Origin of the sequence: Aestuariibacter sp. A3R04 (assembly GCF_018860805.1) — a bacterium.
In the GTDB taxonomy this organism is placed as follows: domain Bacteria; phylum Pseudomonadota; class Gammaproteobacteria; order Enterobacterales; family Alteromonadaceae; genus Alteromonas.
The window spans coordinates 170,806-194,782 of sequence record NZ_JAHKQR010000016.1; the positions used below are offsets into that span (position 1 = coordinate 170,806).

At 49.1% G+C, this 23,977-nt stretch carries 23 protein-coding genes; 15 read left to right on the forward strand and 8 right to left on the reverse strand.

Annotated elements, in window-relative coordinates:
* Positions 1-674: 674 nt before the first annotated feature.
* Together ppa and KO518_RS17815 are read right to left on the reverse strand one after the other, a co-directional pair.
* Positions 675-1,208: an inorganic diphosphatase gene (ppa, locus tag KO518_RS17810; protein ID WP_216027207.1), complete on the reverse strand. Its 534-nt coding sequence runs from the start codon at positions 1,206-1,208 to the stop codon at positions 675-677.
* Between the two features lie 169 nt (positions 1,209-1,377).
* Positions 1,378-2,355, reverse strand: a complete 978-nt coding sequence (locus tag KO518_RS17815; RefSeq protein WP_216027208.1) for a class 1 fructose-bisphosphatase — start codon at positions 2,353-2,355, stop codon at positions 1,378-1,380.
* A 265-nt stretch (positions 2,356-2,620) separates the two neighbouring features.
* Between KO518_RS17815 and mpl the strand changes: the two genes are divergently transcribed.
* Genes mpl through KO518_RS17830 form a run of 3 tightly spaced genes read left to right on the forward strand, consistent with a single transcriptional unit; the run spans position 2,621 to position 5,439 of the window.
* Positions 2,621-3,976: a UDP-N-acetylmuramate:L-alanyl-gamma-D-glutamyl-meso-diaminopimelate ligase gene (gene mpl / locus KO518_RS17820; RefSeq protein ID WP_216027408.1), complete on the forward strand. Its 1,356-nt coding sequence runs from the start codon at positions 2,621-2,623 to the stop codon at positions 3,974-3,976.
* 18 nt (positions 3,977-3,994) lie between these two features.
* On the forward strand, positions 3,995-4,612 hold the full coding sequence (locus KO518_RS17825) for a flavin prenyltransferase UbiX (RefSeq protein WP_216027209.1): 618 nt from the start codon (positions 3,995-3,997) through the stop codon (positions 4,610-4,612).
* Positions 4,613-4,629: 17 nt separating this feature from the next.
* A complete protein-coding gene (locus tag KO518_RS17830; RefSeq protein ID WP_216027210.1) occupies positions 4,630-5,439 on the forward strand; it encodes a S1/P1 nuclease in 810 nt (269 codons plus the stop codon).
* 19 nt (positions 5,440-5,458) lie between these two features.
* On the opposite strand, the gene rraA is transcribed toward KO518_RS17830, so the two are convergent.
* A complete protein-coding gene (rraA, locus tag KO518_RS17835) occupies positions 5,459-5,944 on the reverse strand; it encodes a ribonuclease E activity regulator RraA (protein WP_216027211.1) in 486 nt (161 codons plus the stop codon).
* A 221-nt stretch (positions 5,945-6,165) separates the two neighbouring features.
* Here rraA and KO518_RS17840 point away from each other — a divergent pair, with 221 nt between their 5' ends.
* Genes KO518_RS17840 through KO518_RS17870 form a run of 8 tightly spaced genes read left to right on the forward strand, consistent with a single transcriptional unit; the run spans position 6,166 to position 12,433 of the window.
* Complete coding sequence (locus tag KO518_RS17840) at positions 6,166-6,687, forward strand: phosphatase PAP2 family protein (protein ID WP_216027212.1); 522 nt, start codon at positions 6,166-6,168, stop codon at positions 6,685-6,687.
* A gap of 1 nt (position 6,688) precedes the next feature.
* Positions 6,689-7,756, forward strand: a complete 1,068-nt coding sequence (locus KO518_RS17845; RefSeq protein WP_216027213.1) for an MJ1255/VC2487 family glycosyltransferase — start codon at positions 6,689-6,691, stop codon at positions 7,754-7,756.
* Positions 7,757-7,807: 51 nt separating this feature from the next.
* A complete protein-coding gene (locus KO518_RS20030; protein WP_371742358.1) occupies positions 7,808-7,963 on the forward strand; it encodes a lipoprotein in 156 nt (51 codons plus the stop codon).
* Complete coding sequence (lysA, locus tag KO518_RS17850; RefSeq protein WP_216027214.1) at positions 7,963-9,213, forward strand: diaminopimelate decarboxylase; 1,251 nt, start codon at positions 7,963-7,965, stop codon at positions 9,211-9,213. The genes KO518_RS20030 and lysA overlap by 1 nt, the downstream gene beginning before the upstream one ends.
* A 35-nt stretch (positions 9,214-9,248) precedes the next feature.
* On the forward strand, positions 9,249-10,079 hold the full coding sequence (gene dapF / locus KO518_RS17855; RefSeq protein ID WP_216027215.1) for a diaminopimelate epimerase: 831 nt from the start codon (positions 9,249-9,251) through the stop codon (positions 10,077-10,079).
* A complete protein-coding gene (locus KO518_RS17860; RefSeq protein WP_216027216.1) occupies positions 10,076-10,774 on the forward strand; it encodes a DUF484 family protein in 699 nt (232 codons plus the stop codon). Before dapF ends, KO518_RS17860 begins: the two co-directional genes overlap by 4 nt.
* On the forward strand, positions 10,774-11,688 hold the full coding sequence (gene xerC / locus KO518_RS17865; RefSeq protein WP_216027217.1) for a tyrosine recombinase XerC: 915 nt from the start codon (positions 10,774-10,776) through the stop codon (positions 11,686-11,688). The genes KO518_RS17860 and xerC overlap by 1 nt, the downstream gene beginning before the upstream one ends.
* Before the next feature lie 22 nt (positions 11,689-11,710).
* Positions 11,711-12,433 carry an HAD-IA family hydrolase gene (locus KO518_RS17870; protein ID WP_216027218.1) on the forward strand — a complete coding sequence of 241 codons (723 nt, stop codon included), beginning with the start codon at positions 11,711-11,713 and terminating at the stop codon, positions 12,431-12,433.
* Positions 12,434-12,498: 65 nt separating this feature from the next.
* Here KO518_RS17870 and cysE read toward each other — a convergent pair whose 3' ends face one another.
* Complete coding sequence (gene cysE / locus KO518_RS17875) at positions 12,499-13,314, reverse strand: serine O-acetyltransferase (RefSeq protein ID WP_216027219.1); 816 nt, start codon at positions 13,312-13,314, stop codon at positions 12,499-12,501.
* Positions 13,315-13,706: 392 nt separating this feature from the next.
* On the opposite strand from cysE, the gene KO518_RS17880 reads away from it, so the two are divergent.
* Entirely contained in the window at positions 13,707-13,898 is a 192-nt protein-coding gene (locus KO518_RS17880; RefSeq protein ID WP_216027220.1) for a CsbD family protein, read from the forward strand.
* Positions 13,899-13,967: 69 nt separating this feature from the next.
* Here the strand turns inward: KO518_RS17880 and KO518_RS17885 are convergent, their stop codons facing one another.
* Positions 13,968-15,110, reverse strand: a complete 1,143-nt coding sequence (locus tag KO518_RS17885) for a hypothetical protein (protein WP_216027221.1) — start codon at positions 15,108-15,110, stop codon at positions 13,968-13,970.
* Between the two features lie 287 nt (positions 15,111-15,397).
* On the opposite strand from KO518_RS17885, the gene uvrD reads away from it, so the two are divergent.
* Positions 15,398-17,569 (forward strand): DNA helicase II, encoded by a 2,172-nt coding sequence (gene uvrD / locus KO518_RS17890; protein ID WP_216027222.1) that lies wholly within the window; start codon positions 15,398-15,400, stop codon positions 17,567-17,569.
* Between the two features lie 76 nt (positions 17,570-17,645).
* A complete protein-coding gene (locus KO518_RS17895; RefSeq protein ID WP_216027223.1) occupies positions 17,646-18,890 on the forward strand; it encodes a diguanylate cyclase in 1,245 nt (414 codons plus the stop codon).
* Here the strand turns inward: KO518_RS17895 and rarD are convergent.
* Together rarD and KO518_RS17905 are read right to left on the reverse strand one after the other, a co-directional pair.
* Positions 18,866-19,798, reverse strand: a complete 933-nt coding sequence (rarD, locus tag KO518_RS17900) for an EamA family transporter RarD (RefSeq protein ID WP_256444469.1) — start codon at positions 19,796-19,798, stop codon at positions 18,866-18,868. The genes KO518_RS17895 and rarD overlap by 25 nt on opposite strands.
* Positions 19,799-19,879: 81 nt before the next feature.
* Positions 19,880-21,217 carry a magnesium transporter gene (locus KO518_RS17905; protein WP_216027225.1) on the reverse strand — a complete coding sequence of 446 codons (1,338 nt, stop codon included), beginning with the start codon at positions 21,215-21,217 and terminating at the stop codon, positions 19,880-19,882.
* 227 nt (positions 21,218-21,444) lie between these two features.
* Between KO518_RS17905 and recQ the strand changes: the two genes are divergently transcribed.
* A complete protein-coding gene (recQ, locus tag KO518_RS17910) occupies positions 21,445-23,295 on the forward strand; it encodes a DNA helicase RecQ (RefSeq protein ID WP_216027226.1) in 1,851 nt (616 codons plus the stop codon).
* On the opposite strand, the gene KO518_RS17915 is transcribed toward recQ, so the two are convergent.
* Positions 23,286-23,948, reverse strand: a complete 663-nt coding sequence (locus KO518_RS17915; protein WP_216027227.1) for a glutathione S-transferase family protein — start codon at positions 23,946-23,948, stop codon at positions 23,286-23,288. The two genes, recQ and KO518_RS17915, sit on opposite strands and share 10 nt — an antisense overlap.
* Positions 23,949-23,977: the final 29 nt, after the last annotated feature.

The window sequence follows — 23,977 nt, forward strand, 5'->3', positions numbered from 1 at the left end:
ACAAAAAACTATACACTTAGTTGTGCAACTTGTGGATAACTTTGTGTATTACATATAGAACTGTTTGTGCACAGATCGCTGTAAGGGTTATTTGCACTATGTTTTTAAACTGCGATCAGATCTCTCTGGCCAGAGCGATCGCTAACAACGCAGACCAGCTTGCCCTCACCTGTTACGCACATAAAGTAGACAACGCGTCCCACGGGCTGACACCAAAATCGACCTAATTATGCAACGTAAAAAGTAAATTCTCGCTTGACTATGAAAGATGAATGTGGATCTCTAAAGGCTTGTTACACAAGGCATGCAGCCTGAAAAGACAATTAGCACCCCCAATTTTCACGCAGCGCAAAATCAGATTTGTCAAGGCCCAAACAGAACAAAGCCACTTACCGGCTCAAGAGTTGTCTTTCTGTACACCAGAAAAATAAATTTACCCTGTTGGCCAGTGCGATCAGACAGTTTGATCTCAAATTAGTGGTTTGGGATCATTTTCATTGCGCAGGATCGACGCTCATACCACGAAAGTATGGCTTGTGGACATCTTTTTTTGATCACATACAAAAGTGCGATTGTGACCCCTTTGGGTAAGCGCTTTGCGAGCCTATTCGAGAACGCCGAATCACCGGGCACAAAAAAAGGCCCGAAGGCCTTTTTAAATAATGACGACAGCTTTACTCACCCGCTTCGTAACGTTTTGCACTTGATACGATTTCTTCTTTGGCTGCTTCCGCGTCAGCCCAACCGTCGATTTTCACCCACTTACCAGGCTCTAAATCTTTGTAGTGAGAGAAGAAATGCTCAATCTGTTGCTTCAGCAATTCTGGCACGTCGTTGATGTCTTTAACATCGCGGTAAATAGTGGATAACTTGTCTACTGGCACAGCCAGTACTTTTGCATCCTTACCAGATTCATCGGTCATGTTAAGTACACCTACAGGACGGCACTTAATCACAGAACCACTCAGAATAGGGAATGGCGTCATTACCAACACGTCAACCGGGTCACCGTCTTCAGACAGGGTGTTATTTACGTAGCCGTAGTTAACCGGGTAATGCATGCAAGTAGCCATGAAGCGATCGACAAACATTGCGCCGGTCTCTTTGTCTACTTCGTACTTTACAGGGTCAGCATGGGCTGGAATTTCGATGATAACATTCACTACTTCTGGCATATCTTTACCAGCAGGAACGGCGTTCAGGCTCATGAAATAATCCTTTGGTTATTTTAAACAATGAAACGTTGAACGGAAAAAACCCGACTATTGGGCTTTATCCGCGAAAATTGCGCATAAGTATACGGCGAGTCCGGCAAAATAAAAACCAGTTAAGACCCTTGTCTTAACTGGGTCAAAGATATCTGCCAGCAAATCTCCATTATTTTGCGTCAGCGTAGTAGGTCAGGCAGGTTTCTACTTCTTCTTTCGATCCCAACAACACCGGTACGCGCTGATGAATTTCTGTAGGCATCACTTCCATGATACGCCCATGCCCGGTATTGGCTAAACCACCAGCTTGCTCCATCAGGAACGCCATGGGGTTCGCTTCGTATAGCAGGCGCAATTTACCGGCCTTCGACGGGTTGCGGTTGTCATAGGGGTACATAAAAATACCTCCGCGACACAATACACGGTGAATATCACCCACCATAGCTGCAACCCAACGCATGTTGAAGTTCTTTTCACGCGGGCCATCTGCTCCGGCGAGAAGGTCGCCAACATACGCCTTCATAGGCGCTTCCCAATGGCGCTGGTTAGAAGCGTTGATAGCAAACTCTGACGTTTGCGCCGGTACCTGAATATTCGGATGAGTCAGCAAAAAACCACCATGGGTTTTATCCAGCGTGTAAATATGTGTGCCCTTTCCGGTTGTCATGGCCAGCATCGTGGACGGACCGTACAACACATAGCCCGCAGCCACCATCTGAGTGCCGGGCTGAAGAAACGCGGAAGGGTCGTCGGCGTCCATCCATTGGGGCGCATGAGCAATGGAGAATATGGTACCAATTAAACTGTTAATTTCAGTGTTTGACGAGCCATCGAGCGGGTCGAAGCTCACCAGGTAGTTGCCGTTTGGATTACACGGCACCACCGTGTCTTCTTCTTCTGACGAAATAGCTTTCACATAGCCGGATTCTTTCAGCGTATCTTTTAAAATTTGATTAGAAATAACATCCAGTTTCTTTTGTGTTTCGCCCTGTACGTTTTCACTGAGGGTTGAACCGAGTACACCAGCTAATGCGCCCTGGCTAACGCGGAAAGAGATTTCTTTGCAACCTGCCAGAAGGGTTCGAATCAATAAAATGAGCTCCAGCGGTGCTCCGTCTTTTTGTAACTGCGAATTTAAACGTTTCATTGTGTGCTATAGCCTTGTCTGTTTGTGTAGGGTGAGTGTTCAGCGCTTGTCGCTTTCCTGCAAAAGTTGAACTGAACTCATGTCGCTTGCCGTTTATTATTACCCGGTGGACAGTCGGCACTGACTGGGCCACGGACACGTTTTATAAAGCTGACAAATCAATTGTAACCGCGAATAGCCTTCAGGGGAAATGCCTGATTCGGGTATTGGCGCCCATGGGGGCACTTCTGCTAAAGTAGCCGCCTTAACTGAACACAGGATATTTATGCACGTACACATTCTTGGGATCTGCGGCAGTTTTATGGGTGGTATTGCCGCTATCGCTAAATCCCTGGGCCACACAGTCACTGGTTCTGACCGCAACGTTTATCCGCCAATGAGTACACAACTGGAAGCCCTGGGAATTACGCTTACGGAAGGTTACGATACCTCGCAGTTCGAGCCCGCACCCGATATGGTGATTATTGGCAATGCTATGTCGCGTGGAAACCCGGCGGTAGAGTATGTGCTTAACAGAAACCTGCCCTACACCAGCGGGCCCCAGTGGTTGTTAGACAACCTGCTCACCTCGCGATGGGTGATTGGCGTGGCCGGTACCCACGGAAAAACCACAACCTCCAGTATGGTAGCCTGGATTTTAGAATCAGCCGGATTGGCACCGGGTTTCCTTATTGGCGGTATTCCGGAGAATTTCGGCATTTCTGCTCGTGTTGGAGAAAGTCCGTTCTTTGTTATAGAAGCTGACGAGTACGACAGTGCTTTTTTCGACAAGCGCTCTAAGTTTGTTCACTATCGGCCGCGAACACTGGTATTAAATAATCTGGAATACGATCACGCAGATATTTTCCCTGATTTGGCTGCCATCCAAACCCAGTTTCACCACCTTATCAGAACCGTGCCTGAAAACGGACTCATCGTATCACCAAAGGATGACAAAGCCATGGAAGAGACCCTTCAAAAAGGATGCTGGTCAGACCAGCAATACCTCGGCACGGACTGGCAGGCGAGTTTGATTGCCGCCGATGGCAGTGAATTTGAGGTACTCTTTAAAGGTGAAAAAGCTGGCGTAGTAAGCTGGGAATTAATGGGCCAGCACAATGTAAATAACGGTTTAATGGCCATTGCTGCTGCCCATCATGCCGGCGTAACCACCGCCGATGCCATAGCAGGCTTGTGCTCGTTTAAAAATGTGAAGCGTCGTATGGAATGCAAAGGTATAGTAAACAATATCACGGTTTATGATGACTTTGCCCACCATCCCACAGCAATAGCAACAACGCTGAAAGGATTGCGGAAAAAAGTACGCAATGCGCGTATTATCGCCATATTAGAACCGCGTTCGAATACAATGAAGATGGGTGTACACAAACACACACTGGTTAACAGCTGGCAACAAGCAGATGAAGTACTCGTTTTCGAGCCCGCTGGTATGGATTGGTCACTGGCTGATGCAGTTAAGAGCAGTGTCACCTCAGCAAAGTGTTTTTACGACGTAGAAAATATAGTGCAAAACGTAAAAAACACGGCAAAGCCCGGCGATCACATTCTGATAATGAGTAACGGCGGGTTTGAGGGCATTCATCAACGTATACTCGATGCTCTTCAGCCAAACCCTCAATAAACCATGGAACCACAGGCGATGTTGAAAAAACAAATCACGTTGGCGATCACTGGCGCATCCGGTGCGCCCTACGCGTTGCGGTTGCTGGAAGTACTGGTGAAAGCCGATTGCGATGTGTTTGTTCTGATTTCTTCGGCGGCCAAGGTAGTCTTTGCTACTGAGGAGCGTATCAAGATACCTGCCAGCCCAGACGCTGCCAGCGCCTTTTTCAGCGAGCGGTTCTCTGCTCGGCCAAACCAGATCAGGGTTTGTGGAAAAGAAGAATGGTTCTCACCGGTGGCATCAGGTTCAGCAGCCCCTAAACAGATGGTTATTTGCCCGTGCTCCACCGGCACGCTGTCTGCCGTCGCCATAGGGGCCAGCGACAACCTCATTGAGCGTGCTGCCGACGTGATTTTAAAAGAACGCGGTCAGCTTATTCTCGTAACCCGGGAAATGCCCCTGTCGTCTATTCATTTGGAAAATATGTTAAAACTGTCACAAATGGGTGCGACAATTATGCCGGCTTCCCCGGGTTTTTATCACAACCCCGAACGCATCAGTGATTTGGTAGACTTTGTCGTCGCCCGTATCCTCGACCACCTGGGTATCGACCAAACACTGATGATGAGATGGGGCTATCAACCCACTCCTTAACAATAGAAGGAATTGTCATGCAAGCTTCTGTTAAACGCGCTGTGGTATTGGCATTGTCTCTCACAGCCGGAACAGTTACCAGTTTACCCGCTTTCGGTTGGGGCCAGACCGGTCACCGGGTTACCGGCGCTATTGCAGAAAACCATCTGACGCCAGCAGCAAAAGCTGCAATTGCACGGTTACTGCCCAACGAATCATTGGCAGAAGCGTCAACTTATCCAGATGAAATGCGATCAAACCCCAGTGAATACTGGCGTAAAATCACACCGCCGTGGCACTACGTAACCGTACCAAAACACAAGCACTACCACGACGTTGGTGCACCGGAGCAAGGCGATGCCTACACTGCTTTAAAGGCCTTTACCTCCACGCTTAAAAGCAAAAAAGCCGGCCGCGAAGAAAAACAACGGGCGCTGCGCTTTATTGTACATATCATCGGTGATTTACATCAGCCTTTACACGCTGGTAACGGCACTGACCGCGGTGGCAACGATGTTAAAGTGCGTTTTTTCTGGGAAGACAGTAACTTGCATACTGTTTGGGATTCAAAAATGCTTGATGGCAAGAAGCTGTCTTACACCGAGTGGACCCGCTGGCTCGACAGAAAAATTACAGCCAAAGACATTGATACCTGGAGTAAAGCTACGCCGGAAGAATGGATTGCGGAATCGACACAAATCCGCGACACCATTTACCCTGAAGATGCGAATAATATGTCATATGACTACGTATACGAACATTTGCCTGTCGCCAAACAACGTTTGCAACAGGCTGGCATTCGCATAGCCACATATTTGAATACTATTTTTGCCTCAGCCGCTGAGTAATAACTTAACGGCCGTTGACTTAGTCTACGTCCAGCGGCTCGGGTGAAAGAATCACACCCGTGCTGTCGGCGTACAGATGGTCTTCAGGCAGGAAGGTAACGCCACCGAAGTTTACCGGTACATCTACTTCACCAACACTTTCTGTTTCTGCGTTTACAGGAATAGAAGCCACTGCGAAAATACCAATATCTAAGTCAGCCAGGGTATCAACCTCCCTGACGCTGCCATACAACACAATACCTTCCCAGTCGTTGTCGATGGCAAGCTGAGCAGACGCAGAGTCGATTAGGGCACGACGGGTTGAACCACCGCCATCAATCAACAACACCTTTCCCGCACCTGGCTGAGCAAGAACACGGTCAATAAGGCCTCGGTCTTCGTAGCACTTAATCGTGGTAATTTCACCGCCGAATGAGTACCGACCACCGTAACTCACAAAAATAGGGTCAACGACGTCAACGCTGTCTGTGAATAAATCACATAATTCAGAAGTGTTATAGTCCATAATGGTGCCTTGTTTGCTGCATAAATTGCCATCGAATGTAGCGCTATGCTACCCGTGCTAGCATAGCACTATTCCTCCAATGAAATACATACGCCTGTGCCGCATTGCCAATAAAAACTGTCGGCGGATTGTGTTGTAACAAAGGTTTCTTTTTTCTGTCACTACGCAGTCATACAGTATCTCTAGTTTATACGCTAACGAATAGCGAAGGGGCCAAGGCAATGCTAAGTCTTAAATCCTTGACCAAAGCCGATACGAATCTCTTTTTTTGGCTTTATAAATTAACGCAAAAACGCAATTGCACTGGCATCATTTGGTTGTCTAAAACCGGTGACGGTTACCTGTATTTTGTGATTGGCCTGCTGCTATGGGCATTTGAACCAGAACACGGTGAGCTTTTTCTCTACACGGCACTGATGGCCTATGCACTGGAGTTGCCTGTATACGTTATATTGAAAAAGATGTTCAAACGTCCACGCCCTTGCGACTTGTTGAGCAACTTTACCGCCCATGTTACTCCTTCCGACAAGTTTAGCCTGCCTTCTGGTCATACAGCAGCAGCCTGGCTTATGGCCAGTATGGTGGCACATTTCTATCCGCCATTTGCATTACTCGCGTACAGCTGGGCCGTGCTCATTGGTCTGTCCCGCATTTTGCTGGGTGTGCATTATCCAACAGACGTGATTGCCGGTACCTTGCTTGGCCTCACTATCGCTTCACTGAGTTTATCTATACTGGGGTAGTATGAAAGTACTTTACGGCGTACAGGGGACCGGAAACGGTCATATAGCCCGTGCACGCATAATGGCAGCAGCCTTTCAGCATCGCGACGATTTTCAGGTAGATTTTGTTTTCTCCGGACGGGAAAGTAGCAAGTACTTCGACATGGACGTCTTTGGTGACTACCGGACATTTTCTGGGCTTACCTTTGTTACCCGCAATGGGCGGGTTGATAACCTGGCGACACTCAGAGAAAACCGTATTGGGCACTTCTTTCGCGATGTCAGGCACCTCGATGTATCTGGCTATGACTTGCTCATCAATGATTTTGAGCCAATTACCGCATGGGCCGCAAAGCGCGCCAATTTACCGTCTATTTCCATCAGTCATCAGGCGTGTTTCACTTACCCTGTTCCAAAATCCGGTGACACCATAATTAACGCTATCATCCTGAAGTATTTCGCACCAACACAGGTACAGCTAGGCGTTCACTGGTACCACTTCGACCAGCCCATTGTGCCGCCTTTCGTTGCTGATAAACCTGTATTGTCCCCCAGTAAGGCCCACGTGCTGGTTTACCTGCCGTTTGAGAACATAGACCAAATTCGACAACTCCTGGAGCCACTAAGCGATCAACGCTTTGTGTGTTACCACCCCGAGATAAAAGAACCCTTCGATCAAGGCCACTTGTCGTGGAATCCGCCATCCAAGAAGGGTTTTCAACACGCGCTACAACACTGTAGTGGCGTAATTGCTAACGGCGGCTTTGAGCTTTCCAGTGAAGCCCTGCACTTAGGCAAGAAATTACTCATAAAACCACTGCACGGTCAGTTTGAACAACTTTCCAATGTTTTAACACTCGATAGAATGGGGTTATGCCATACCCTGTTTCAACTGGACACGGATATCGTTGAAGAGTGGCTGGACGCACCTGAAAATGAAGCTATTCACTTCCCCGATGACCCCACGGTACTTATAGACTGGCTAAAACAAGGCAACCTTAACGACACAGGCACATTGTGCGACGCGTTATGGGAACAAGTGCGCTACGGCGACAGGACACGGGAACGATTAATGGCACTTGCAATTTAGAACCGCAATGCCATCATAGCAGCAATTTTAGTCTGTCTATGCGGGTTCGCTGTGCGCAAAAAGCCCTTACTCATTGTATGTCTCGTTGTCCTTATCAATAGCCTCTCTGCCTGTGGCTATCGCGGAGCCTTATACCTTCCCGACGAATCTGAACAAAATCAGAATACAACCGAGCAACCCGCTACTACTCCCGGAGACTCCCAATAATGGATTTTTTCGCTTACCGTGACGGCGTGCTTTACGCTGAAGATGTGTCTGTATCCAGCATCGCACAGCAACATGGTACACCCGCTTATATATATTCCCGTGCCACCCTTGAGCGTCACTGGCGCGCCTTTGACGATGCGTTGGGCAATCACCCTCACCTGATTTGCTATGCGGTAAAAGCCAATTCAAACTTAGGTGTATTAAGTGTACTGGCGAAAATGGGTTCCGGTTTCGATATTGTATCCGCAGGCGAGTTAGCCAGAGTCCTTGCAGCCGGTGGCGATGCCGGCAAAGTGGTATTTTCCGGCGTGGGTAAAAAGCACGACGAAATTCGCTATGCGCTGGAACAAGGCATTATGTGCTTTAACGTGGAATCTGAACCCGAATTGGAGCGCATTAATGCCGTTGCAAAAGAAATGGGGGTTAAAGCGCCGGTATCACTGCGTATTAACCCGGACGTTGATGCCAAAACACACCCCTATATTTCAACGGGTTTGAAAGCCAATAAGTTTGGAATTCCCCGGGAACGGGCCGTTGCCACTTATACACTAGCAGCCAGCCTACCCAATCTCGAAGTCAAGGGTATGGACTGTCATATCGGTTCTCAGCTCACGTCTATTGAGCCTTTTGTGGATGCCCTAAAACGCCTGCTTGCTCTTATTGATGAACTGGCAGAAAAAGGCATTGCCATTTCACACCTCGATGTAGGTGGCGGTTTAGGGGTAACGTACAACGATGAGAATCCCCCTCATCCCCGTGAATACGCAGCCGCCATGGTAGAGCACATGTCAGGTCGTGAAGACATGAAACTCATAATGGAACCGGGCCGCGCCATTGCCGCAAATGCGGGCGTATTGGTTACCGAAGTTGAGTTTGTTAAAGAAGGTGATGAGAAACACTTTGCTATTGTTGATGCAGCAATGAATGACATGTTACGCCCTTCGTTGTATTCTGCCTGGCAGAAGATTGTTCGCGTAGAAGAAAAGTCCGATGCTCCCAAACGCATTTACGACGTTGTGGGGCCTGTTTGCGAAACAGGTGATTTCCTCGGTAAAGACCGCGAACTGGCAATAAAACCCGGTGATTTACTGGCCGTTCGCAGTGCCGGCGCCTATGGTTTTGTTATGGCCTCAAACTACAACAGTCGCTGTCGCCCGCCCGAGTTAATGGTCGACGGCGACAGTGTCATTGTGGTTCGGGAAAGAGAAAAACAAAAAGATCTCTGGAAAGGTGAGCATAAACTTACGTAAACTAGAGGTATTCAAATAAAAAAGATGTGCGCTCAATGCAGGTTCAGTTTTCCAAAATGCATGGTTTGGGCAATGATTTTGTCGTTATAGACAACGTCACCCAGAACGTTTTTTTCTCAAAGGATAAGATCAAGCAACTTGCTGATCGGCATTTTGGCATTGGCTTCGACCAACTTTTGGTAGTAGAACCGCCTTACGATCCTGAGCAGGATTTCCACTATCGCATCTTTAACGCAGACGGCTCTGAAGTGTCACAGTGTGGTAACGGAGCCCGTTGTTTCGCCCGTTTCGTCAAAATGAAAGGGTTAATCAACCGCAATAAAATTAAGGTCAGCACCAAAGCGGGAAAAATGGTGTTGTACCTCGAAAAGGATGGTCAGGTCACCGTAAATATGGGTGTACCTGATTTCGACCCCGCTAATGTCCCTCTCGTTGCGAACAAACAAGAGAAAACCTATATCTTTCGCGTGGAAGAACACACCTTGTTTTTAGGCGCAGCTTCCATGGGCAATCCTCATTGCGTCATGGAGGTCGATAACGTCGATGAGGCAAACGTGCCTGAAATTGGCCCCTTACTTGAGCGCCACGAGCGTTTTCCAGAAGGGGTTAATGTAGGTTTCATGCAAGTCGTTTCACCCGCTCATATTCGCTTACGCGTTTTTGAACGCGGAGCAGGCGAAACCCTTGCATGTGGTAGCGGTGCTTGTGCTGCAGTAGCCGTAGGCCAGGTTCAGGGCAAGTTAGAAAAGGAAGTCAGGGTAGATTTACCCGGCGGCAGTTTACGTATTCGCTGGCAAGGCGGCGATTCGGCATTAAAAATGACCGGACCGGCCGAGCACATTTACGACGGACAGATTAATCTATGAGTGATGTTACCGGCCATTCAAAGAAAACCGTGGCCCTTGAGCCCAGTTACGATGAAGCCTTTGGACTATCAGCAGAAGAAGTCAGAGCGTTTTTATTAAAAAACCCGGCGTTTTTTGCCGAGAACCCGGATATTCTTGAACGCTTGGAAATTCCCCACGAAGAAAAAGGCGCGGTTTCCCTTGTGGAAAAGCAAAGCGAACAACTGCGCAAAAAAGTACGTCACTTAAACTACAAACTCAATCAGCTCATTGGCGTGGCCAAACAGAACGAGAAAATCTACCGCGTTTACACTGATCTCAACGTCGAGCTACTTCGCTGTAAGTCAGTGTCCGAAATTCAGTACAAACTGGAATCGGTATTGCAGGAGCGCCTCGCGCTGCACTCTGTGGTATTGCATCTGTTCAAAGGGCCGCACGCACTCCAGGAACTGCAGCGGCGATTGATTATTGAAAAGCGCTTTAAAACCGACACCTTCTTTTTTGGCCGCTTAAGCCAGCACGAGCGGCAGGTATTATTTGGTGATGAAACAGCGGAATCTGTCGCACTTATCCTTCTTGGCGATACACAAGAGTTAGGTATTCTTGCCGTTGGTTCAGACGACGCCGGGCACTTCACACCCGATATGGATACCCTGTTGCTTAAACAGTTGCAAGAGGTGCTCAATATCACCATGCCAGGGCTTCTGGACTACTGATGAGCAAGGCGGCTGAAAAGCCATCACTGTCTCCGGAATGCAAATTCTGGTTGGACAAATTCTTACTGCACCTTGATGTAGAACGCGGGTTGTCACAACACACCGTTTCAAACTATCGCAGACAATTGCATGACATTGGCTGTTTATTGGCACTTACTGACTGGTCAGGGCTTACGCCCGTTGATGTAAAGCGCGTTCTCGCCACCGCAAACAGAGAGGGGAAACACCCTCGCTCTATCGCCCTAAGGTTGTCGGCTTTGCGGACATTTTGCCAGTTCCTAATCGATCAAAATCAGTTGTTCAGCAACCCAGTAGATGGCATTCAGGCACCTAAACAGGGCCGCCCTTTGCCTAAACAAATCAGTGTTGACGACATGCAACAATTGCTGTCCCAACCCAAAGATGCAGGTATTGAGTGCCGCGACATGGCCATGGCTGAGCTTTTGTACGGTTGTGGCTTGCGTTTGAGTGAATTAACCGGCCTATCGTTAAGTGATTGTCAGGCTGACGGCACCCTGAGAGTAACCGGCAAAGGCAATAAACAGCGCATTCTTCCCATGGGACGCACGGCACAAAAAGCGCTTAAGGCATGGCTTAAAATACGCGGCCAGTTTGCCTCTCCCTACGAGCGTGCCGTGTTCGTCAGCAAACGAGGTACCCGCATTTCCAACCGACAGGTTGCCAACCGCCTTAACGCCCTAGCCCAATCTCAGCACCTTAATCAAACGGTACACCCTCACAAATTGCGCCATTCTTTCGCAACCCACGTATTAGAATCAAGCGGTGATTTACGTGCCGTACAGGAACTGCTGGGCCATGCTAACTTGTCTACCACTCAGGTTTACACACACTTAGACTTTCAGCATCTGGCTAAAGTGTACGACACTGCACACCCTCGAGCCCGAAAGAAGTAACGCTTAACATCAGGAATGCCTCATGCGTTTTTACCGCCCTTTTACGTCTGTCGAAGCAATGACATTCGATTTAGACGACACCCTTTACAACAACGAGCCAATAATACAGCAAGCGGAAGCAACGCTCAGTGAGTATATTAAAGCCCGTTATCCTAAAACGGGGGCAATGACACCGGCACAATGGCGTGACCTGAAACGAGCGTTAATTAAAAAAAATATTGGATTAGCATCGGACATGGGCGAGCTCAGAATGCACAGCCTGCGTCACGCACTGCGTCGTGATATCGCCGACGATCAGGAACGCGAAGCAGCTGCTACGGCATGTTTTAATTGCTTTTACACTGCCAGAAGCAATTTTTCCTTGCATACCGATGTGCATGAAGTGCTTAGCCAGCTTGCAAAGAGAATACCGCTTATTGCCATTACCAACGGCAACGTCGACCCCAAAAGAACCGGCATGACAACTTACTTTCACACGTTTCTACACGCCAGTTTAACCTACAGAGCCAAACCCGCCGCCGACATGTTTAACAAAGCGGCCAGCCTGCTGGCGTTGCCGCCGCAGCGCATTCTTCACGTGGGAGATAACATGGAAAAAGACGTGATGGGAGCCATTGACGCGGGTTTTCAAACAGCGTGGCTGGCGGTAAACCGCCGCATGGACATTCGCAGAGAGCGGGTTACCGTATTGCCCCATGTCAGCCTGCAGTCTTTGCGCGACCTACTACACCTGATACCCAACTAAACCCGTGTTTTTCTCATTGCGCGAAACACTGGTACTGCGTACTAACACCCTGGGTTGCGCAGCGGTTACTTGTCGTCGCTAAGCGCGCTGTCTTCCAATACATTTTGTCGCATGGACTCACAGGGATGCTGGCAACCGGGTCGGCCAACGACTTTTGCGGGGACACCAACAACAGTAACGTGAGGAGGAACACTATCGAGTACCACGCTACCTGCACCAACCTTGGCACCTTCTCCGATTTCAATATTACCCAGTATTTTCGCCCCTGCGCCTATTAAAACGCCCTGGCGAATTTTCGGGTGACGATCACCTGATTCATTGCCCGTTCCACCCAGGGTAACGCTTTGCAGTATAGACACGTTATCTTCAATAACAGCGGTTTCACCAACCACTATACCGGTGGCGTGGTCAAACATTACACCCTTACCCAGCCTGGCGGCGGGGTGGATGTCCACGCCAAAGGTTTCAGAATTTCGGCTTTGTAGAAACAACGCCAGTTGTTCTCTGCCGTGTTCCCACAAATAGTGGGCCATTCTGTGCACCTGAACCGCGTGAAAGCCTTTAAAATAGAGCAAGGGCGTTAAGTAATCCTTTACGGCAGCATCGCGGTCGAATACGGCCTGAATATCTACCACAGCGGCGTCGGTGATACCAGGCTCCAACAAATAGGCTTCGTCGAACACTTCCCGAATCGCCAGCGCCGGCATCACATCGTCTGCCATTTTATTTGACAAAATAAAGCTCAGGGAAGACTCAAAGTTATGATGCGTCAGAATACACGCGTGAAGATAACTGGCCAGCAGCGGTTCATTGTCGGCTATCTGCTGAGCTTCGCCTTTAAGGGTCAACCAGAAATCGTTATTTGTAGAAAGCGCGTGCATGGAATTAGTCCTGTTTGATTGTATCTTCGCTGAATCGCGTCGGGATCATAGCGGTTTGCCAGCATTTAGGGGTGTGACGCGGGAAGCCTACCATTTTCGACAAGGGACGTGGCAATGAGTTTTCCTTATAAGTTATAAAAAACATTCATAACCAGGGTATGCTCACCGTGTTTGCCTTTCAAATACGACTGTAAATATTACACCATTTGTTAACCGAAAGCTCAAAGCTCAGCACAAAAAAACTAACAATCAAAAGCGACATCAATGAGTTACGCGAAATTTAGGTCACTGGAACAACCTTTGCTTGGTTCACAGTACTACCCGTTTCGAATACGTATTGCGGTAGTGCCATGATTTTATGGCTTATTTACGTCACTCACACAGGAGGACATATGAACAGTGATCGCTTTGAAGGTAATTGGAAAGAGCTTAAAGGCAAAGTACAACAGCAATGGGGTAAACTCACTGACGATGATCTGGATAAGATCGACGGCCGTCGCGAAGAACTAGTGGGTAAAATTCAGCAAGCTTATGGGAAGAGCCGTGAAGACGCTGAAAAAGAAGTCGACACTTATATGAACTGACTGCCCTTTGGTGTCAGTCTCCTGCACGGCAAGGTCGCATTTGCGGCTTTGTCTTGCAATTTAACGTTGTTAATCCGGCAGCGGGTTTTTATAAGGAAACGCCATAATCAGTTCCGTCAGCTCCCCTGTGTCGGCAACGACCATCTTGTCCAACAGCAATTTTACCCACTCTTTCGCCTGTGAAGGGCACACGTTTATAGCGTTTGCAATATCTTCTATGTCCGCCTCCTTGTACAAGAAGCGGGCAATCAGTGTTTCGCGTTTGGTTAATTCGAAGCCGTCCTGCACTTTTTTCCAGTCAGGAGCAGGTTTAATCACGAAACTAATAAAGAATACGGGTTCTTCGCCCCTGGCATCGTTCTTCGCGCACAGATAGCTCACCTTGAGTAACAAAATAGCCGTCAGGCTTTCATCCGCCACCAGATTTTTTTCAACATTAGATTCCTGAGGGTGTTCATATGCGCTGTTTACTAATGCAAGTAATTGGTTAAACACCCGGGGGGTGGATAGCACAAGTTTATTCCCTTTCATGTGTATGCAATCACTGTTTTTGAGATAGTATTTTGCACCAGAATTCGCGGCAAGTACGTTTAATTGTCTGTCGCACACAGCAAACGGCGACTGAATATACTCATACACGTTCTGTGCTATATCCCTATCGCGTTTAAACAATTCTTCGTCGCGGAAAAAACGGGAAGCCCTTATCAAATGAGGCATTAAGCGTTCCAGCAAGCTCGTCTCTCGATCTGAAAAAGGGAGCTCGCCAGACGACCGGCTTACACCGAAAAAGCCTTCGTAGTTTTCATCTTTTAATACCACACTAACCAGCGTCTTGTCCGATGCAACTGGTTCAGTCACCTTTTTGCAAAAGGCATCGTGGTAAGGTTGAGTCGAGGCGGCAGCATACGTCGTGTTTACATATTCCCCTTCCAGCTTCGTTTGCACCAACTGAAACACAGGGTCTGTCATAAAGTTTTTCAGGTAGAAGTCAATGGCAGATTCAGGCAAGGGGACACAAGACTTTATTTTAAAAGAAATAATGCTTTCGGTCGCCACGTCCCGCAAGATCATGAAAGCTTTGTTTGACTGAAACAATGTATTGCACTGTTCAAGCACTTTTCCCCAGCGACGACCAAGGGCAGCATCGTAAATTTCAATAACGAGACGACCTAAATCTGCATTGCCGTCCGGGGTAGTGCATTCACCGCTCATCGCTGTGCCTTATGCTAAAAAGACCTACATGGCCAAACCGGGAGACTGATGTAATCAGAAACCAGAATGGAAGAAAATAACGGGTAGATCAGCGACGCAGCCTACTATCTAAAAAGACAACGCCCAGTACACGTTACCTTAACGCGGTAGTTGTCTATCCTCATTTATACTTTAGTTTAACAAATTGCCCGTAACGCTGATGCCGTGGATTTCTCACTGTATAAATTCACAGCTTGGTCTGGCATAATTGCCGGGCTTTAAACACAACGAAACCGGTGACCCCCCTAATGGATGTATCTTTACTGCTCGACGATCTCAACGACAAACAACGGGAAGCGGTTGCTGCCCGCCCATCCAACATGCTGGTACTGGCTGGGGCTGGAAGCGGTAAAACGCGGGTGCTAGTACATCGTATTGCATGGCTGATGGAAGTAGAAAACATTGCACCATTTTCTATACTCGCCGTGACCTTTACTAACAAAGCAGCTAAAGAGATGCGCGGGCGTATTGAACACCTCATGAAACGAAGCCTCCACACCATGTGGATGGGCACGTTTCACGGCCTGGCTCACCGCCTGCTGCGCGCCCACTACGCTGAGGCAAATTTACCGGAAAATTTTCAAATTCTGGACTCAGACGACCAGTACCGTTTGATTCGCCGGATCCTCAAAGCCATGAATCTGGACGAAAAGCACTGGCCCCCCAGACAAGTACAATGGTATATCAACGGCAACAAAGACGAAGGACTGCGCCCACAGCACATCGAAACCCACAACGATCACACACAACAAAAAATGCGCGATATTTACGCGGCATATCAGGAGAGTTGTGATCGCTCCGGTTTAGTGGATTTTGCTGAACTGCTGCTACGAGCTCATGAACTGTGGGCAAAAAACCCAGATATTCTGGCCCATTATCAGAAGCGCTTTCGGGCCGTGTTGGTTGATGAGTTCCAGGACACCAACAACATTCAGTACGCCTGGCTGCGCATGCTGTGTAGCAATGGCACAAATAACATTATGATTGTGGGCGATGACGACCAATCCATTTATGGCTGGCGCGGTGCCAACGTTGACAACATCCATAAATTCCTTAAAGATTTCCCACAACCCGAAACGATCCGGCTAGAGCAAAACTATCGCTCTACCAGCACCATCCTGAAAGCGGCAAATGCGGTTATCACTAACAACAGTGGGCGTTTGGGTAAAGAGCTCTGGACAGAAGGTGCAGAGGGGGAACCCGTATCCGTTTATGCCGGTTTCAATGAACTCGACGAAGCTCGTTTTATTGTTTCTCAGATCAAAAGTTGGTTACAACAGGGGCACGCGCTGAGTGAGAGCGCCATTTTATACCGCAATAACGCCCAATCACGGGTGCTTGAAGAGGCATTGCTACACGAGGGCCTAGCGTACAGAATATATGGCGGCTTGAGGTTCTTCGAACGCCAGGAAATTAAGGACGCCCTCGGCTATTTGCGTATGATTAACCACCCCCACGACGACGCGGCCTATGAACGTGTGGTTAATACCCCCAGTCGAGGTATGGGAGAAAAAACCCTGGCCTCTATCCGGGAAACGGCCAGACAGCACAATTGCTCTCTTTGGCAGGCGAGCAACTTACTCATTGCCGAAGGCGCGCTCAAAGGCCGCGCAGCAAATGCACTGCAGAGCTTCCTCTTACTCATAACCGAACTTGAACAGGCCGTTAACGATTTACCGTTAGAAGAACAAGCCGACAAGGCCATCCGTCAGTCTGGCTTGTACGCCATGTATCAGGCTGAAAAAGGGGAAAAGGCCCAGGCACGGCTGGAAAACCTGGAAGAACTGGTAACGGCTTGTAAACAGTTCATTGTGCCTGAAGAAGCCGATGACATGACCCCACTGAGCGCGTTTCTCGCCCACGCCTCATTAGAAGCAGGCGAAACCCAAGCCAACTCCGACCAGGACGCGGTTCAAATGATGACAATTCACACAGCAAAGGGACTGGAGTTTCCGTTGGTTTTCATGGCTGGCGTAGAAGAAGGTATGTTCCCCAGCCAAATGACCAACGACGAACCGGGCAGAATGGAAGAAGAAAGACGACTTTGTTATGTGGGTATGACACGCGCCATGCAAAAGTTGTTTATTACCTATGCCGAAAGTCGTCGCTTATACGGTCAGGACAAATACCACACCGCATCGCGCTTTATTCGGGAAATCCCAGCCGAGTTCGTCGAAGAAGTGAGACTAAAGTCCACCGTTTCCCGGCCTGTGCACAATCGCTTTAGTCGGGTAACATCTCACGAGAGTTTCGAACAGACAGGGTTTCAGTTGGGTCAACGTGTACAGCACCGCAAATTTGGTGAAGGAATTGTGCTCAACTACGAAGGCGCGGGTGACCATGCCAGGGTACAGGTAAACTTTGATGAGTTTGGCAGCAAATGGCTTGTGCTGGCATACGCCAAACTTCAGCCTGTTTAGTTACTGCCGATATAACCACGACAATAAAAATATTTGGGAAACCGAGGCTTACTCCCATTCTTACTTGAGGCATAACATGCAGCGAAAAGTGCTGGTAATCGAGGACAGTTCCAAGAGTCTGCAGGTCGTATCAAAACTCGTTGCCAAAGCGGGTTTACAGGCCGAGGGCGCCAGTTCATTGACCGAAGCAAAAGCGCGATTTTCCGCATCCATGCCCGAAGACTATCTCTGTGCAGTGGTGGCGTATTCGCTGCCCGACGCGCCCAGGGGAGAAGCCATAGACTTCACCATAGACGCGTTTATTCCAACCATTGTTGTCACCGACCAGACTGATCCGGAGGTCAGAGAGAGTATCCTTAGCCGAGACATTGTCGACTACCTGGTGAAAGAGAACCATCAGGTTTACGATTTTTTAAGCCGATTGCTGGCCAGATTGGACAAAAATAAAAGCTTGGGTGTTTTGGTGGCAGATTACAAGCGCAGCCGTCGCAGAGACATGGTCGCCTTGTTGCGTCGCCACAATTTTCTGGTTTACGAAGCCAAAGATCAGGACGCAGCACAACAAGTACTGGCAGAACATCCACACATTCGACTGCTGTTGGTTGACGAGAGCCTGGATGACAAAAAGGGCATTCACTTTACAGCTGAACTCAGACGAGCCTACGCAAAAGAAGAACTCGCCATAGTAGGTATTACTGCAAAACAATCTGGCACTTCAACGGCATCATTTTTGAAAAGCGGCGCCAATGATGTATTGCAAAGCCCGTTTTACCACGAAGAGTTTCTCGTCAGGGTTATGCAAAACCTTGAGCTTTTAGAAAGCGTTGAAACCATCAGGCGGGTGGCCAACTCAGATTACCTCACGGGCCTGCCCAATCGTCGCCACTTCTTTCACACCGTTACCACCCGGTATCGTCAACTTCCCAGGTCACAATCGCTGGCACTTATCGATTTGGATCACTTCAAAAAAGTCAATGATACCTGGGGCCACGACGCAGGTGACGCCGTATTAAAAACAGTGGCAGACCTTATTGGAACCTTGTTTGCCGATGTGCCAGTTGCCCGCTTTGGCGGTGAAGAATTTTGTATTTACCTGCCCGATATTCCTCACGGGCAAGCAAAGCGTCGCATTATGGCATTTCGGGAGCAAATTGAAGACACCCCCATTTTGTTTAAAGACTCATTACTGGAAGTAACCGCCAGCATTGGCCTCGTTAGCAACGACAGCATGACTCTGGACAATCTGCTTAGCGAAGCTGACAAACTCTTATACCAAGCGAAATCTCAGGGGCGCAATCAGGTTTGCGACCGAGCAGATTGAAATGCCTTGCGTTGTCCGCGGTATACCCGCAGTGAATCGGCACTGAAAACCACCAGCGCCAGCCACACAAACCCGAAGGTCACCAGGCGGTATTCATCCATCGCCTCGTTATAAGCAAATATCGCCAGCACAAACATAATTGACGGGCCAATGTACTGGAAGAAACCCAGTGTAGAGTACATGATCCGCCTTGCCGCTGCGGTGAAACAAAGCAGTGGCGCCGTAGTCACAACACCCGCGGCAAGCAGCAGCGCATTTAACGACAAACTATTGGTAAACATATTACTTTGCTCACTGGCAAACCCAATCCAGTAAACAAGTGCCAATGGTAATAGCATCACCGTTTCAATGAACAAACCCGGCAGTGAGTCCACAGCCACCTTCTTGCGCAACAACCCATACACACTAAAGGTAATCGCAAGCACCAGGGCTATCCATGGAATTTCTCCATACGAAACCACTAACACAGACACCCCAATTACAGCCATCACCACCGCAGCCTGTTGCAATGGTCTGAGCTTTTCCCCCAAAAATATGCGACCAAAAAACACATTGATAAGGGGGTTAATGTAATAGCCCAGACTGGCGTCGAGTAAATGATCGTTGTTAATAGCCCAAATGAACAACAGCCAGTTCGCCCCCAAAAGCAACCCGGCCACGAACAACACTTTCATCACTCGAAAACTGCGCACTGCAGCCACCACCTTGGACCACTGCTTCATAGCCACAACCAGCCCCAACAGAATAACGGCAGACCACACTACTCTGTGCATCAGCACATCCATGGCGGGCAAAACCTGTAACTGCTTAAAATACACCGGGGCGACGCCCCACATGGTATAGGCGGCAATAGCACTGAGCACACCCACTTTCGTGGCGCGTGCAGCCTCATCGGCGGCGTTGTTCAAAACGGACTCCGTTGATAAAACAAGGTTGGAAACGCGCCGCATTGTGAAGGCGCGGCCCTACGATGGCAAGCTCTACGCGGTTTACAGCAGAAAAAGTGTGCCCAGGCCCAGAAATGCCACAAATCCGACAATATCGGTGACCGTTGTCAGAATAACTGAACCACTCAGAGCCGGGTCAATCCTGAGCTTCTCCAAAATAACCGGTAGAAACACGCCCGCTAAAGCTGCAGAGACAATATTCACCAGAATAGCCAGGCAAATCACAACACCCAAAGCGCCATCGGCAAACCAGAAAGAGGCCACGACACCAATAATAATGGCCCAGATCACGCCGTTTAATCCGCCAACTTTGAGTTCTTTCACCATGAGCGCGCGGAAGTTAGCTTTAGTCACCTGCCCCAACGCTAGCCCGCGAACAATAAGTGTCAGAGTCTGACTGCCAGCGATGCCGCCCATACTGGCCACAACTGGCATAAGCACGGCCAGGGCAACAACCTGTTGCAAGGTGCCCTCGAACAGGCCAATGAACCAGGATGCCAAAAAGGCGGTGAGCAGGTTTATTCCCAGCCACAATGCACGGTTTCGCGCACTTTTTGCCACCGGAGAGAACAAATCCTCATCTTCGTCCATACCGGCGGAGGCCATAACCTGCCGTTCGTACTTCTCGTTCACCAGTTCACTGGCCGAAGTCACGTCCAAGCGGCCAATAAGCTTGTTGTTGTCGTCTACCACAGGTACCGAGGCAAACCCTGAACGCTGCACCATCAAGGACGCGGAAGTGGCGTCATCAGTGCCTTTTAACACGGGCATATTCTCCACTGTAAGTTCTACCAGTGGCACGTGCTCAGGTGCGCCAAACACGCGGGTTAGCTTTACCGCTGCAGAAAATTGCCCGGACCGGTTCACTAAAAAAACAGTATCTGCATGCGCGGGCACATCCCGCCGGATAAGGCGTAAGCCGTCGCGAACCTTGGCATTAATGGGCAACACAAGCTGCTCATGACTAAGCCAGTGGCCAATTTCACTGTCGGCAAACTGGGTCGCCTCCCGAAAAAACGCTTGCTGTTGAGTATCCAGGGCCGCAAGTGCGAGATCCATGAGCCTTGATGGCAGCGAATCCATCAACTCAAGTAGGTCTTCTGCCTCGATGTCTGCAAACATGAGCGCCCATTCGCTGTCCGGCGTCGCGTCGATAAGAATTTCCCGCGGGTCGCTGCGCATTTCCACCAGCACATCTGTTTTCCGGTCGCGAGGCAGGCTTTCCCAGGCTGTGATCCTGTTTTCCACCGGCAGGGACTCAAGCAAGGTGGCGATAGAAACATCATCTTCACTTAGCAGCGTGGTAAGCAGCGCTGCACTATCGTCGCTTTGTGGGTCTGACACCAGTTCCTCTATGAGGTCGGGTAACGGTTCAGCCATGCTGGTTCTCCAATCAAAAAGGGTGAACACCCTGACGTTGTCCTATCTGATACGTACCCGTACCGACGGCAATATGATCACGTTGACCATTGTATACGTTGTCAGGCTGATACAAGCCCGACAATTGAGCGAATAGTAGCTTTTTTTTCTGAATACACAACTACCTATCGCAAACTGTACTTCGAAGTTCGTGAATATCACGTGGAAAACACGTAAAATCCCCGCTGATGACTAATGCAACCTCTCCCGCAGCGCCAAATTCTTCAGATAATACCGCATCCACGCCGCTGGAAGTGCTTTCCCGCGTGTTTGGTTACAAACAGTTCCGCGACGGACAAGAAGCGGTGATCAACGCCGTCACCGAAGGCCGTGATGCGCTGGTACTACTGCCTACTGGCGGGGGTAAGTCTTTGTGTTATCAAATCCCCGCGTTAGTTCGTGACGGTCTGGCTGTCGTCGTATCGCCCCTTATTTCTTTGATGCAGGACCAAGTAGAACAGCTAAAAGCGGTGGGTGTAAAAGCCGCCTACCTAAATTCCACTCAGGAACACGATACACAGCAATACGTTCTCAACAGCATTCAGAACAATACGCTAAAACTACTGTATGTTTCGCCCGAGAAGTTGTTATCTCCGTGGATGATGTCATTTTTGCAGCAGCAACATCTGGCGCTGTTTGCTGTCGATGAAGCCCACTGTGTCAGTCATTGGGGCCACGATTTCAGGCAAAACTACCGCGCCTTAGGCACGCTCAAACAACGCTTCCCGCAAACGCCGGTTATTGGGCTGACGGCCACAGCCGATGCTGCCACCCAGGCTGATATCCTGGTGCAGTTGAACCTTACAGACCCTTTGGTTTACAAAGGCAGCTTCGACCGGCCCAATATCCGCTATCGGGTTATGCCGAAATACAAGGCCTTCGATCAGGTACGGGACTATGTAAAGCGACAGGACGGCAGCGGCATTATTTATTGTAACAGTCGCGCAAAAGTTGACGATCTGCACGCCCGTCTTCACCGCGACGGCATTAGTTGTGCCGCATATCACGCTGGTATGGACGCTGACGAACGAGAATACGTACAACGGCGCTTTCTCAACGATCAGATTGACGTGGTCATCGCCACTGTGGCATTTGGCATGGGTATTAATAAATCCAATGTGCGCTTTGTGGTTCATCATGATGTACCGCGCAGTATCGAAAATTACTATCAGGAAACGGGTCGCGCCGGTCGGGATGGCCTTGAGTCTGAAGCACTGCTTTTGTTCGATGAAAAAGACGCTGCCAGAGTCAGACAATGGATTGAACAGGGCGACGCAAACGACAGACTCGATGTGGAAATTCAAAAGTTTGCCTCTATGGAAGCGTTTGCTGAAGCGCAAACCTGCCGTCGACAGGTGTTGCTCAACTATTTCTCTCAATACAGTGACACGGCCTGCGGCAACTGTGATATTTGCCTGGATCCACCAAAACTCATTGACGGACTGGTTATCGCACAAAAAATTCTGTCGTGCATTTTGCGCCTCAATCAGCAGGCGGGCAGCCAATACCTCATTGATGTGCTGAGAGGAAAAGCACTCAAACGCATTCACGAGTCTCAGCATCACACTATTAGCACCTATGGCATAGGTAAGGAGCATCCCGACGGTTATTGGCACAGTATGATCAACCAGCTTATTCACCAAGGGCTGGTTCGTGTTGACCTGACCGCCGGTGCAACGCTGCGCTTAAATGAGAGCGCCCGTGCGGTACTAAAAGGCGAAGTGCCTGTAGAATTAGCCGTACCACGGCTTAGCTTTAAACCAGATCCCCGCGCTGGCAAGAAAACGACGGTTTACGACAAAGCACTGTTCAAACGTTTAAAACACTTGCGAAAAACCTTAGCAGAAGAACACAACGTACCGCCTTATGTGGTATTTAGCGATGCGACCCTGGCAGATATGGCCGCGCGCACCCCAACCACTGTAAACGACTTTCTGGATGTGAGTGGCGTGGGTAAAACCAAGCTGGAGCGCTACGGCGAGGCGTTTTTACATCTCATCCGCGATTATCTCGACAGCGCACTAAACGATTACGCGTAGTCGTAGCGACCGCCTTTTTCCAGTGCCCGCTGATAAGCCGGTCGGGCATGCACTTTCTCTACCCACTTGGCCACCGCCGGGTACGCATCAGCACGCCCCATTGAGACGAGGGTTTCCAATGGGAATATCATCTGCACATCTGCGCCAGTTGGTTCCGTACCTGCAAACCATTCATGATTTTTCAAATATGATTCCGTGTACTTCATGCTCTCTTTGAGATTGGGCCCGTAGTATGCTTCGGTTATACCGTCGAGTATTTTCGACGCCAGGGGCCTTAGTAACCAAGGCATTTTATCCTTCGCTTTAGAAAATACTAATGCTGCCACCCGAGGTGGCATCAACGAACCTTCAGCAAAATGCAACCAGAACCAGTATTGCTGGCGAAGCAGGGAATCGTCAGCTGGTTGAAAGCGCCCTTCACCGTAGGAGTTAATGATAAACTCAACAATGGCGCCGGACTCCGCCAAACTACCGGTATCTGTTGTTAATACCGGCGAGCGACCTAATGGATGAATAGCTTTCATTTGCGCTGGTGCAAGGCCTGTTTTAGGATCCCGCTGGTAGGTTTCAAGGTGATATTCTACGCCGAGTTCTTCTAATAGCCATAGAATACGCTGGGAACGGGAATTGTTAAGATGGTGAACGGTGAGCATACAGACCCTTTGCAAAAATACGACGACGC

Bases quoted from the DNA above. Each gene is read 5' to 3' on its own strand.
- ppa (WP_216027207.1), bottom strand. From the start codon at position 1,208: ATGAGCCTGAACGCCGTTCCTGCTGGTAAAGATATGCCAGAAGTAGTG.
- KO518_RS17815 (WP_216027208.1), bottom strand. From the start codon at position 2,355: ATGAAACGTTTAAATTCGCAGTTACAAAAAGACGGAGCACCGCTGGAG.
- mpl (WP_216027408.1), top strand. From the start codon at position 2,621: ATGCACGTACACATTCTTGGGATCTGCGGCAGTTTTATGGGTGGTATT.
- KO518_RS17825 (WP_216027209.1), top strand. From the start codon at position 3,995: ATGTTGAAAAAACAAATCACGTTGGCGATCACTGGCGCATCCGGTGCG.
- KO518_RS17830 (WP_216027210.1), top strand. From the start codon at position 4,630: ATGCAAGCTTCTGTTAAACGCGCTGTGGTATTGGCATTGTCTCTCACA.
- rraA (WP_216027211.1), bottom strand. From the start codon at position 5,944: ATGGACTATAACACTTCTGAATTATGTGATTTATTCACAGACAGCGTT.
- KO518_RS17840 (WP_216027212.1), top strand. From the start codon at position 6,166: ATGCTAAGTCTTAAATCCTTGACCAAAGCCGATACGAATCTCTTTTTT.
- KO518_RS17845 (WP_216027213.1), top strand. From the start codon at position 6,689: ATGAAAGTACTTTACGGCGTACAGGGGACCGGAAACGGTCATATAGCC.
- lysA (WP_216027214.1), top strand. From the start codon at position 7,963: ATGGATTTTTTCGCTTACCGTGACGGCGTGCTTTACGCTGAAGATGTG.
- dapF (WP_216027215.1), top strand. From the start codon at position 9,249: ATGCAGGTTCAGTTTTCCAAAATGCATGGTTTGGGCAATGATTTTGTC.
- KO518_RS17860 (WP_216027216.1), top strand. From the start codon at position 10,076: ATGAGTGATGTTACCGGCCATTCAAAGAAAACCGTGGCCCTTGAGCCC.
- xerC (WP_216027217.1), top strand. From the start codon at position 10,774: ATGAGCAAGGCGGCTGAAAAGCCATCACTGTCTCCGGAATGCAAATTC.
- KO518_RS17870 (WP_216027218.1), top strand. From the start codon at position 11,711: ATGCGTTTTTACCGCCCTTTTACGTCTGTCGAAGCAATGACATTCGAT.
- cysE (WP_216027219.1), bottom strand. From the start codon at position 13,314: ATGCACGCGCTTTCTACAAATAACGATTTCTGGTTGACCCTTAAAGGC.
- KO518_RS17880 (WP_216027220.1), top strand. From the start codon at position 13,707: ATGAACAGTGATCGCTTTGAAGGTAATTGGAAAGAGCTTAAAGGCAAA.
- KO518_RS17885 (WP_216027221.1), bottom strand. From the start codon at position 15,110: ATGAGCGGTGAATGCACTACCCCGGACGGCAATGCAGATTTAGGTCGT.
- uvrD (WP_216027222.1), top strand. From the start codon at position 15,398: ATGGATGTATCTTTACTGCTCGACGATCTCAACGACAAACAACGGGAA.
- KO518_RS17895 (WP_216027223.1), top strand. From the start codon at position 17,646: ATGCAGCGAAAAGTGCTGGTAATCGAGGACAGTTCCAAGAGTCTGCAG.
- KO518_RS17905 (WP_216027225.1), bottom strand. From the start codon at position 21,217: ATGGCTGAACCGTTACCCGACCTCATAGAGGAACTGGTGTCAGACCCA.
- recQ (WP_216027226.1), top strand. From the start codon at position 21,445: ATGACTAATGCAACCTCTCCCGCAGCGCCAAATTCTTCAGATAATACC.
- KO518_RS17915 (WP_216027227.1), bottom strand. From the start codon at position 23,948: ATGCTCACCGTTCACCATCTTAACAATTCCCGTTCCCAGCGTATTCTA.